The following is an 11,570-nucleotide window of genomic DNA, read 5'->3' on the forward strand; positions in this document are numbered from 1 at the left end:
TCCATCACTCTTAAACATCAAGTCTCGTTCGTCACAAACGCGCGCGCATTGGCAACCTTATCCACGTTCGAAGATGAAGAGTTCTGAGTCACTTCCGGGAAACCGGCAATCAAATTGCCTTTTGCCACTTCAATTTCATCCGCGTATTCGGCAAACCATTCTGCGCGCGCATTCCGATCTTCGTAGATCTGTTTCACCTTTTCACGGACGTCACCGTTGCTGAGGTTGTAAAGATCAGAGCGGAGCGTTTTCTTTTCAGAATTCAAAAGCTCCGCAGCCCCGTGCAGGAAGCTTTGCAGACGCTGCATCCCCTCGGCATTGCGCTTGGCAATCGCATCAATCGCCGTAGCGCGCAGCTCTTCCTCAGCGGCCCTGACCTCCGCAGAAATCAAGCGCTTGAGCCGGCTGGAGGCTTCTTCTTCCGTCATGCTTTTCTTGCGCCAGAACTTCCAGCCCCGATCCACTTTCAGTTCCATCTCAACCAATAGGGTGCGCGGTTTAAAACTTGGAAAAATCAGATCGAAAGGCAAGTTTTGCAGCAGCCCCGCAAGAGACATTTCTCCGACGATGGGGGCGATACGCGTGTTCATTTGTTCTGCGTGGCGATCCAGTGTCAAATCCACCTGCGCGCGACCGACCTGATACGCCTTGGCAACCTGCGTCTCAACACGACGGCAGAATGGCTCAATATTCACTAGCCACGATTCCTCTGCCTCACCCACTTGGAAGGCTTCGCGCAATTCGCTGGTCTGGGTGTCCACAAAGGCCCCTACAGCCGCATTGATCGCGTGCCGGATCGACACGTTGACCACATCCCCGTTCTTCAGAATTTCTGTATGCGCATCTGATTGGATACGTTTGAGTTCCGTTAGAGCCGCATCGATCTGCTCGACGCGTTCCTCAATCCGTTCTTTTTCCGTCTCAATAATGTTCGGGATTTCGCTTGCATCCACCAACCCACGGCCTTCACGCGCCGCGCGCTCATACAGAACTTTGAGCAGCAGATCGAAGGCCGCATAGATTTCGGTCGCAGCTTTACGAATGGCCACATCGGCTGGCCCCGTGCTGATCAGATCGGAAATACAATGTGCCAGTTCCGGCATGCCAGATGCGCGGTAGAGACGCGCGCGCGGATCGTCCTCGACATTGTCGGTGCCTGTCGCAGCACTCAACGCCTCGAAGGACGGAGACGCGAGCGCCTTTTCGACCTCTTCGTCCGTGCCGACAGCGGCCAAACGTCCCCAATAGGCACTCCCAGCCATCAAGATGATGTTCGGATTGTTCAGTTCTTCACGCAAACGCTTTTCAAGCGACGGCATCAGATTTTTCTGAACGAGGGACGGATCTTCCAGTTCGTCGATGCGATTGACATAGACGATGGTCTTTTTGGTGGAATGCGTCGCCAGCATTTTCAACAGCGCGATATCTGCCGGACCAAGTGGCTGGTGCACCGAAATAGCCGAAATGAAGATATCCGCGTCTTTGAAGCTGGCCGTCGTCAATGCGTCTCGCACCAGGAACGGGTCGTTGATGCCCGGAGTATCAGAAAGCGTCACAGGCACACGGAAGGCACCAGCCGGCAGGAAAGCATCGGCACTTTTGGTGATGCCGGAAAAACGACCCGCCGTTTTCTCATCGCCGGAATCGTCGCCGTAGCCCGCGCTCACATAGCGTTCGAGAATTTCCGGGGTCACATCGTTGAAGCGGTGCTTCTTGCCGAGCAGCAGATGATAGAGCGAACCGAGCCGCTTACGCGCGCTGTCTTGCATGTCCCGAATTTGCTGTTCGAGCACTTCGGATTTGAACCCCGGCAGCAATTCCTCGGCAAGCTTACGGCTCTCTTGATCGCCTTCGATCATGAGCTTCCATTCATCTTCGCTAAAAAGCTCGAAAACAGCGCCGCTCTCCGGTTTCCCCGGATGGCCAAAATGCAGGTTCGTGATCACTGCGGTCCACGGGTTGACCTCGGTCGGCAGGAAGTCCCCCAAGCCCGACAAAGCGTTGATCAACGAGCTTTTGCCCGACTTGACCTGACCGACAACGCTCACCGTCGTCACCGCTTCACCAAGAATTTTGACGGCATTGTCGAGGATATTGTCGAATTCGGAGACCTCGCCATTCTTCAGCGCCACCGAACACGCCAAAGAAGCAAGGTCTTCAGTCCGTTTTTCTGTTTGTTGCCCGATCGGCTCAATCTCAAACATAACTATTTCCTAGACCTTTTGGGGTTCAGAACCACAATATGCACAGGCATCGAGGCGTTGAGTATTCACTTGGACGCATGGTGGTTGGCGGTGTTGCCGCTCGTTGGGGGAGGTTTTGTAAATCTTCATTTTTGATTTTCTGTCTCGGCAAACGACATGGTGATCACCCTGCCACTCTGACCTGAGACACATCTTCGTATTCGGACCAATCCGCACCAACTTGGTTCAGAATGTCGGCCTTCGTCGCTTCAAGGATGGCATCGAGCGCAATCTCGGCCTCATTCACGGCAACTTGCAGAGCCTCTCCTCTTAGGCCCTTCGTCATCTCCCGGATGTACTTGAGCGTCTCGGTTTCGACAAAGCGCTTGAGGCGTTTTTCCTTTTGTTTCTTGAGCAGCCAAGGGCGGGAGCAGGACTTCGGAACATTCACCGTCACAGCCTCTCCGCGCACCTGAGAGCGTCCCAGCGGTGCGATGGACGGCACATCCACGCCGACCGAGCACGCATTGGCGCTAAGCGCACCTTCCATAAACTCGGAAAGTTCGCCCTCAAGCTTGCGTGCGATATTTTTGAGGCTCTTAAGCACCGCCGCATTGAACCACCCCGTCAGAGCAGACAGCCGGACATAAAAAGGATCAAAGGGTTTGAAAAGCATGACAGAACGGTCTTTGCCCATGCCCTTCTCAAGTGCGTGTTCGACGGCCGATTGCGCAAAGCGCTCGGTATAATCGGACACAAGAACGGACATCTCTGCCCGGTGTTCTTCGATTTCGGCACCGAAATCCGCTTTCAGACGCATGAACGCATTCTCGAAGAACGTGTCCAGCGCGACGAAATCGACCTCTTTCACGGACTCTTTTGCATCGCGGCCATCTTCCATTGCGGACAGGATGGCTTTGCAGTCCAGCATCAGGTTGGCGATAAACTTTTCGCCTTGCCGTGTTGCGACATCCTCGCTCAGTGCCTGCGCCAGCTCAGAGACGCCATCGGAACCGCTGTCCGTCTCATCCTGCATCGCCTGAGTGACGGCGAACATGACATCTGCGTCCACATCGGCCTCAGAAGTCTTCGTTTTCTGACCAACATGACCGAACAAGACCGGCATCGCGCCATCGAGCCCAGCGTCTTCAAGCTGCTCGCGGATCGTCTCTTCGATCTCTTGCTGCGGCAGGGAAAGCTCCCCATTCACAAAGAGAAAGACCATACGCGACGGCGAGCGCAGAATTTTCAGACAGGCAATCTCAATCGGTGTCAGCAACTCATCGGCAGAGAGCATCAGCACACTCGTTTGCGCACTTCTCATCGTCATCACAGAGAGGCGTTCGCCGAGCGGATCATTCGACAGGCCGGGCGTATCGAGCAAAACGAGATGTCCCGGCACCCAAGGTGCGGACAGGTACAGCTCCGCCTCGATCGGCAGTTTGTCTTGTTGTTCATCCCGTGGAAGGCGGATCAGATTGAGCAGGTCTTGATCTCGCTGGCTCTGGAAGAGATCCTCAGAACGCTCTTCCGGCATCGCGTCAAGGTTCCGACCTTCGCCAATCTCCTTGATGATGTTCTCGACCGCGAAGCGCTGATCTTCGCGCCGGCTGCGGTGACCGACCTGATCGGTGCTCCGGGCCAGACGGTTCCAATCCTTGCGCGAGAAATATTTCATACGCGCCGCGCATTCTTTGCTGGCCGCACGCAGGTTCAGACACACATTCACAGGAACTGCGGTCGCCTTCTCAGGGCCGGTCGGCAAAAGATCACGGCGCCCGGAAAGCGCATTCACCAGCGAGGTCTTACCAACGCCGGAGCGCCCGAACACAGTGATTTTGGGGCGATAATTTTCGATCCGGTCAATTGTCTCCTGTGCCTTTTGGGAGGCGTAGGCATCTGACATGCCCGAGATATCCGAGAGAACAGAACGGATTTCTTCTTGCTGATCTTTGATTGTCTTCAAGGCCGTGAACGAGCCGGAAAAAACAACTTGGGTCTGCTTTGCCGAAGAGGATGAAGTCACGCGTGTTGCTCCAGATGTCGCATGGCGTCGTGAACAAAAACGCAAACACTCACAACCGCGCCATTCTTTAGGGTCCTGATTCTAGTTAACCTTTTGTGAAGGCGAGAAAGGGCAAAAATATGACCAAAGAATACGTTTTGTATGTCTTACATAAACAATAGATATAGCAGGCGTCATCTGATGACACGCTCCAAGCACCAACGTCACAGGCCCGAAAAAATGAAATAAAACATTTCACTTCAGCTACATAAAAAATGCTTTCGCCTTACACACGACCGCCCTCAAGCGTCATTTTTATACCGCCGGTTCCTTTGCTTTTGTTTTCCATACGCGCATAATCCGTCATTTTTTTAACACGCATGAACATTGTCCCAGCCAAAGGCCTCGCTTTTGGATCCGCAATGCACATACCTGTCGCCATTCTCAGTGATTTCAAAAGCCTAGCAATCTGCGGAACATACGGCTTTCGGAGGGGCCTGATCCTAGACTGACGAAAATAGCTCCAAAGCGCGGGCGCCATTTCAAACAGGCCCCGCAGCGACCAGAGTAAAGCGCACCTCATAACGCACGGCATTCTGCCCCGAGAATAACACGTCGCTACCGTCGTTTTTTCCACATCCGTCAGCCGTTCTTCCTGCATGATCAAGCATCAATCTCTGACCACTTTTCGCTCCACTGGAGAGCTTTGGCATGACATGAGCCTCCAGATCAGTTGCGAACGGCGTGATCGGCGCGAAAGCACCTCGCCTCTTTGGCCATACGGCCTCATGATATTGACGTGCAATCCACGCATCAAATCACGCATTTATGAACACCCGCTTGCGACATATCGCACACCCTGTAATACTCGCACCTGGTACTGACTGCTGTCGGTTTTACCTCTCCTCACAGCGCAAGCACTCTTCGCGCGCGATCATTGACCAACAGCGTTGCAAAATGGAAACTCACGCCCAAGCTGTACACTCCCGCAAGCATATCTTTATCCCAGACACCTCAAAATCGGTATATGAAACCTAGCTAACAGCTCTCAAAGAAGAGTGACCCATACATACGCGAGCAGGATGACGCAGAATGCCCGATAAGAACCGCGCCAAATCGATGAACACGTTGCTCGAAGGGATCACCTATGCATCGATTATCGGCATGTTTGCCCTTATTTATATGGGCATGACACGTACCGCCTATATTCGTGCGGAGGAAGAACAGGCCAATGACCTGTACCGCACCCAATCCATGCTCGCGACGCGCATCCAGCAATCTGTAAACAAGAAACTCGTGTTCGCGCGCGGCCTTGCCGCCGCTGTCTCCCTGTCTCCAGACATCACGGAAGAAGAGTTTACCGCGCTTTGCTCCGTCATCAAAACCGAGGATGAATCCGTGGTGAACATGGCGATCGTTCAGGGAACGATCATAACCCATGTGCATCCCTTCGATGACAACAAAGGTCTTCTCGGCGTCGATCTTAATAAAATGCCAGCGCAGCGCGCGGTCTTGCAAGAGGTGGAGCGGACAGGCCAAACGATCATAGAAGGCCCGACCACACTGGTTCAGGGCTATTCTGGCTTCATCGTGCGCGAACCGATCTACCCAGTGACGCCATTGCAGGACACCAATGAACTTTTTGGCGTAGCATCTGTCGTCTTCGCAACAGATCCGTTTCTGGCAGAAGTCGGACTAAACGAATTCAGTGATGACTATAACATCTCACTGCACGTGACTGCGCCTTTCGGCGAGGACGTCCATTTGTATGGCAGTGAACTGACGGCAGACACGCCGCAAATCACCTATGACATGCCGTTCCCCTCGACATTGTGGTCCCTGACAATGACGCCGAAGGCTCCGGCCGTCGTGCCGCGTGCGACATTGAGCATTATTCAACTCTCCATCGGGCTCGCAACTATACTGGCACTTTTGTTCGCACGCTATCTCCATGTGCTCAGAAGCCGCCATTGGCGCACTGCGATGCAGTTGCAGGCTGCTCTGAACGCCGCCCCCACCGGGTTCGTCATGTTCGATGAAGATGACAATCTCGAACTCTGCAACCGCCGATACATTGAACTTCATGGCACCGCGTCCGGAGCTATTTTTACCGGCGCGTCACTGAAAAGCATTTTGCGCGCAGGCCTCAAGAAAGGCCTCTACACGGATGCGATCGGAAACGAAGAAGCCTGGCTCGAAAAGCAACTGTCTCGCGACAAAACCAAAGGGTCAACCACCCTCGCAATGAGCAACGGCACATGGTTCCAACTGTTGGAGCATAAAACGCCGGACGGCGGTCGCGTCGCAATCTTGAACGACATCACGGAAGTCCAGTGTAGCCGGGAACGGGCTACAATTGCGGAACAACGTCTCAACGACGCCATCAACGCGCTTCCGGTCGGCTTCTGGTTGTTCGACAACACGGATCGCCTGCTGATGTTCAACACAGTTGCCGGAGAAAAGCTCGACGGCATGCAGCGAGGCCTCTTTAAAGGCCGCTCCCTGCAAGACCTCGTCGCCCGGCGGGTAAAGATTGCAGACGCGCTCTACCTTGGTGGCGAACGTGTTTATGATGTCGAGAAGGTCACAGAGGCCGTAGCGAACGAAACATCCGAATTGGTGGTGTGCTACGCTGGCAATCGCTGGTTCCAGTATTATACGCGCAGAACCTCGGAGGGCGGACTTGTGTTGTTCCGCGTGGAAATCACCGATCTGCGCCGCCACCAAAATGAAATCGAGAAGTCCAACGCTGAGTTGCGTGCAGCCCTTCAGGAGCGCGACGAGGCGGAAACGCGCCTTCAGGACGTGGCAGATCTGAGCTCGGAATGGTTCTGGGAACAGGATGCCGACATGCGCATCACCTATCTCTCTGATGGTTTCCAGCGCACCATGGGGGTCGACCCAAGCATCTTTATCGGAAAATATCGCAAGGAATTCATGCCCAGCGAGGAGAATGGCCAAGAGGAAACGCTTGAAGCGCTCCATCGAAAAATGGCTGTGCATGAGCCCTTCAGAGATATTGTCTATAGCTATAACTTCCGCCCCGATGAACTAAGCTGGGTTCGGATCAGCGGAAAACCCCTGTTCGATGCCGAAGGGGCGTTTACGGGATATATTGGCACGGCTGAAGACGTGACGAAGTTCTACGCCGCTCTGCGCAAAGCAGAACAGGCCGACGAAGCTAAGACGCAATTTCTCAACGTGATCAGCCACGAATTACGCACACCGCTTTCCGCTGTGCTGGGGTTCAACAGCTTTGTCGGAAATTTCGAGAAATTGCCCAGTTACGCGGCCCTCAAAGCGGCTCTAAATGAGGGCGACCAAGAACATATAAGGACGGCCCTCACAGGCTTCGAAGCGGACATCAGCCGCTTCACCCAGCGCATCCAATCGTCAGGCACGCAGCTCAAGTTCCTGATCGACGACATGCTCGATCTGGCCCGCATCGAAGCGGACACTATGCGCATTAATCCCGACCGCATCGACAGTAAGCAGGTGATCCAATCCGTGGTCGAACAGATGCACACATTGGCGGATGAGAAAGGCCTTGAGATAAAACTCGAACTCACCGAGGCGGATATCCGCGCCGATGAAATTCGCTTCCGACAAATTCTGACCAACATCTTGGGCAATGCGTTCAAGTTTACCGATCAGGGTCACATCACAGTCAGCAACCGCATCCAAGGCAATATGGCGATTTTTGAAATTCAAGACACCGGTATCGGGATTTCCGAGGACCGCATAGGTATCGTGTTCGACCGCTTCGCACAGGCCGTCTCAGGCTCCACCCGGAGCAATCAAGGCGTCGGCTTGGGCCTGGCAATCTGTAAAGATTTGGCCGCCTTGCAAAACGGATGGATCAAAGCTGAAAGCGAGTTGGGCATAGGTACCAAAATGATCTTGGCCCTTCCCTTGTGGGACGAAACAGAAGAGATTCAACTCGCGCCTTAGTTGCATGCCTCTGAAAACGAACACAATTTGTTCATGAATTAAACATAGCCATGATGATTTTAATGTGCATGTTTATAAAGAGATAAGAAATCATTGTGACATATTGCTGATTTGGACTAAGTAAGTCAGTTGAGTTCCGCGAGTGCAGGTGAATGGCGTATTACTTGAAACACGGCAAAGGTGCTTTCTCTTTCGGAGAAGAAACAGCGACCTTTTCACAAGCCCGTTCGGGTTTCCAGCAAGCGATATGGGATGGCATGGCAGAAGCCGTGCTCGTCTTTGAACGCACCATGGAGAAGCCGCATTATATGAATGTGGCCGCCCGAGAATTGCTGGGAGCAGGCTCTCCTGACTTTGCTGCCTCGCAGTTGTGTGACAGTGGCTTTTTCCATGACATTATGGCAGAAGGCGCCGCCTTGGACGTCGCTCAGCAAAGTGGCAGTGCAAACTTCCGCACCCATCCAGCCTTTGGAGGCAAGCGCCTGACCGGTCGTCTCCTCGCCACTCAAGATGAAAGCGGCACGCCCTATTTCGTGGCCATGTTCCATCTCGAAACTGATCAGGAAAGTGCGGAATATCTTCGCAAAGAAGTCAATTCCGTTATCACCCACGAGCTACGCACGCCTTTGACGAGCATCAAGGGAGCTCTTGACCTGATGAAGTCTGGCCTGGTTGGCCCTCTCACGGAAAAAACGCAATCTCTACTGAACATCGCGGGTGCCAATAGCGACAGGATGCTCAATTTGATTCAGGAAATTCTGGATCTCAATGAGCGCGCTCAGACGGGACCAAAGCCTGAGAACGAGGTTATCGAGATTGCTCCGATGCTCGAAGGGCTTGTTGCCACACATGAGGGCTATGGATCGTATCATGGGGTCGACGTCAAAATGCGCCCAACGGATTCAGCCCTGCAAATTTTGACCGTCCCATCGCAACTCAACAAGATTTTGTCCAACCTCTTGTCCAATGCCGTGAAAGCATCTGAGCGCGGCAAATCCGTTGAAATCTGGGCTCAAAAGACAAGCAAGGATACCGCGATTTTCGTGCGCGATCACGGTGCGGGCATTCCTGAGGAACTCAGAGACAACCTGTTTGAGCGCTTTACAAAAGCGAGTTGGAGCAATGATCGCCGTGTCGGCAGCTCCGGTCTTGGGCTGAACATCGTACGTACGCTTGTCGAACAGCTGGACGGCACAATCTCCTTTGAAACGGCAACCGATATAGGCACCGTTTTCCGGATAGGGCTGCCAACTCATAGCTGAGAAGAATGCACGCCTCTGACGCGTGTGTCGTGGGATACCCGCCCGCTGAAAGTCGCGCTCAAGAAGCTTCGACGATTGCGTCTTCCATAAGATCTAGAAGCATTTCGATGCGGTCTGTCATCGGCTGCGTTTGCGGCTTTGAGACCTCAAAGTCTGCGACAGCCAGTTCGATCTGGGCGGCACAGTCGCCCAATTCAGAAAATCCAACGGTCGCCGCCAACCCACTGAACCGATGGGTTATAAAGGACAAACGCGCGAGCGCCTTTGCATCGTTCGGACTCTCTTCAATCTGAGTTTGAAGTTTTTCGATTTCATCAATCTTTACACACAAATCAGCAACAAAACGCTGACGCGTATGCTGCATGGTTTGTGCAAGTTTTTGCTGGATGTCCAAGATGGATACAGAGTTGTCCTTCATGATCTCTCCTGCAAAAGAATTGGTCCCTACTCCCGACCAATTCTGCCCTGACTTAAGCAATCATAGAAGCTTTTTCGAAGATTTTCTCCGCTTTTCCCGGAAAATGTCCCTCAGTCCCTGTCTTTGCCATGGCGCGAGCAATCAGGGCTTGGGGCGTGGAGTCGAACATCGACATCCGGACAATTTCGCCAACTTTGACAGACACATTGAAGGGAACTGTATCTCCCTCAACCAGACCAAACTCGCGTAGCGTGAGCGCCAGCGTCAGGTCCAAATCTTCGGCATCCAGCTGGGTGGTGCGCGGAAGAACCGCAACAAACTGGCCACTCCCCACATAGGCGATCATTGCCTCGTAGCGACGCAGCGTCTCGAAAATCGCTTCCGCGACATCCGTCAAAATGCCGTAGAACTCAAGCGGGGTCGTCAGCGAATAGAGGCTCTCAGGCTTCTGAATTTGGAACCCAATCGCGCCGTACATAAAGCGCTGAATGCGCGACAGACGGTGCAGATAGTTTTCCATCTCCAAGCTGCCGATCACACGCGGCACATCGAAAATCGGCACAGCATCCGTGAATTCGAAATGCGTGTCGTCATCCGGCGCCCCGTTCATATCAAGGCGAAGGCTCTCTTCGCGACGGACCGCATCTTGGGAGCGTTGCTGTTCCGCAAAGAGCATCTGAGCGACGCGCAGGCGCGCCACGAGCTCCGTGGTATCGATCGGCTTGGTCAAATAATCCGTAGCACCACGCATGAAGGCCGCGTCGACGTAAGTCTTGTCCTTCATCGCGGTCAGCATGATGATCGGCGTCCGGCGGTGCTCGGACATCGCGCGAATGCGGCCGCAAAGCTCCACACCGTCCATACCCGGCATCTGAATGTCGAGGAACATCGTGGAAATGTCGTATTGCCCCTGCTTGATCAGGTCCAACGCCTCTTCGCCGCTCTGCGCATACATGACGTCTTCATGCCCCATCGAGGCAAGAATGTTGGCCATAAGATCCAAGATTCCCGGGTCGTCATCTACAACCAGCAATGTCATTTACGTCTCCAAACATGCTCTAGTCACGGCCAAGGCCGAACACTGTTATCGGAGTGGAAACCTTCCACGGCGATCTTTCAACCTTAGGAAGAGATTCGTCGTCAAAATTGGGTCAAATTGTGGCAAAAGTGTGATTTGCGATTTTTGTCTGTTTCTTGGATATATTTTTTTTCAAAGATTGTGAGCGCAAACATCTAAATCATCTTAAACGTGCAAATTCGCTTGCCAGTCACGCTCCGCAAGATATGGTCTCAGTATGAAAGAACTACACCGCATAATGCATGTCGAAGACGATCCGGATATTCGGGAGATCACCCGGATGTCTCTTGAACTCGTTGGCGGGTTCGAGGTTGTACAATTCAACAGCGGAAAAGAAGCCGTCGACAATGCCCCGGCACAAGCCCCCGACATGGTATTGCTGGACGTTATGATGCCCGTCATGGACGGAATCGAAACCTTGCAGCACCTCCGGGAGATGGAGCAGTTTGCGGATGTTCCGATCGTGTTCGTGACGGCGAAAACATCGCGCGCCGACTTCGGCCATTTCAAAGCCATCGGGGCGCAAGATGTCATTCTCAAACCCTTTGAGCCAATGGAACTGCCCAACCAGCTTTTGGACATTTGGAAAAAATGCCAATAGCTTTTTCTATTGGCTCATGAGGGAGCGCGCGCGGTTAGAAAACGCGTTTTAGGTGCCCTGCCCTCTACGTTC

The 11,570-nt window shown here is 53.3% G+C and carries 7 protein-coding genes; 3 read left to right on the forward strand and 4 right to left on the reverse strand.

Going from position 1 to position 11,570, the window contains the following annotated elements; genetic code table 11:
• Window positions 1-17 precede the first annotated feature (17 nt).
• Together ACYBHZ_RS16125 and ACYBHZ_RS16130 are read right to left on the reverse strand one after the other, a co-directional pair.
• Entirely contained in the window at window positions 18-2,204 is a 2,187-nt protein-coding gene (locus ACYBHZ_RS16125) for a dynamin family protein (protein WP_460275317.1), read from the reverse strand.
• 163 nt (window positions 2,205-2,367) lie between these two features.
• Window positions 2,368-4,089: a dynamin family protein gene (locus ACYBHZ_RS16130; protein WP_460275318.1), complete on the reverse strand. Its 1,722-nt coding sequence runs from the start codon at window positions 4,087-4,089 to the stop codon at window positions 2,368-2,370.
• Between the two features lie 1,191 nt (window positions 4,090-5,280).
• On the opposite strand from ACYBHZ_RS16130, the gene ACYBHZ_RS16135 reads away from it, so the two are divergent.
• Window positions 5,281-8,139, forward strand: coding sequence for a sensor histidine kinase (locus tag ACYBHZ_RS16135; protein WP_460275319.1), 2,859 nt, complete (start codon window positions 5,281-5,283; stop codon window positions 8,137-8,139).
• Window positions 8,140-8,303: 164 nt separating this feature from the next.
• Window positions 8,304-9,401, forward strand: coding sequence for a sensor histidine kinase (locus ACYBHZ_RS16140; RefSeq protein ID WP_460275320.1), 1,098 nt, complete (start codon window positions 8,304-8,306; stop codon window positions 9,399-9,401).
• 58 nt (window positions 9,402-9,459) lie between these two features.
• On the opposite strand, the gene ACYBHZ_RS16145 is transcribed toward ACYBHZ_RS16140, so the two are convergent.
• Window positions 9,460-9,819: an Hpt domain-containing protein gene (locus tag ACYBHZ_RS16145; protein WP_460275321.1), complete on the reverse strand. Its 360-nt coding sequence runs from the start codon at window positions 9,817-9,819 to the stop codon at window positions 9,460-9,462.
• Window positions 9,820-9,871: 52 nt separating this feature from the next.
• Window positions 9,872-10,858 (reverse strand): response regulator, encoded by a 987-nt coding sequence (locus ACYBHZ_RS16150; RefSeq protein WP_460275322.1) that lies wholly within the window; start codon window positions 10,856-10,858, stop codon window positions 9,872-9,874.
• Window positions 10,859-11,114: 256 nt separating this feature from the next.
• Here ACYBHZ_RS16150 and ACYBHZ_RS16155 point away from each other — a divergent pair, with 256 nt between their 5' ends.
• A complete protein-coding gene (locus tag ACYBHZ_RS16155) occupies window positions 11,115-11,498 on the forward strand; it encodes a response regulator (protein WP_460275323.1) in 384 nt (127 codons plus the stop codon).
• The last annotated feature ends 72 nt before the right edge of the window (window positions 11,499-11,570 follow it).

The sequence above is a fragment of the Celeribacter sp. ULVN23_4 genome (assembly GCF_054788345.1).

Bases quoted from the DNA above. Each gene is read 5' to 3' on its own strand.
- ACYBHZ_RS16125 (WP_460275317.1), bottom strand. From the start codon at position 2,204: ATGTTTGAGATTGAGCCGATCGGGCAACAAACAGAAAAACGGACTGAA.
- ACYBHZ_RS16130 (WP_460275318.1), bottom strand. From the start codon at position 4,089: ATGTCAGATGCCTACGCCTCCCAAAAGGCACAGGAGACAATTGACCGG.
- ACYBHZ_RS16135 (WP_460275319.1), top strand. From the start codon at position 5,281: ATGCCCGATAAGAACCGCGCCAAATCGATGAACACGTTGCTCGAAGGG.
- ACYBHZ_RS16145 (WP_460275321.1), bottom strand. From the start codon at position 9,819: ATGAAGGACAACTCTGTATCCATCTTGGACATCCAGCAAAAACTTGCA.
- ACYBHZ_RS16150 (WP_460275322.1), bottom strand. From the start codon at position 10,858: ATGACATTGCTGGTTGTAGATGACGACCCGGGAATCTTGGATCTTATG.
- ACYBHZ_RS16155 (WP_460275323.1), top strand. From the start codon at position 11,115: ATGAAAGAACTACACCGCATAATGCATGTCGAAGACGATCCGGATATT.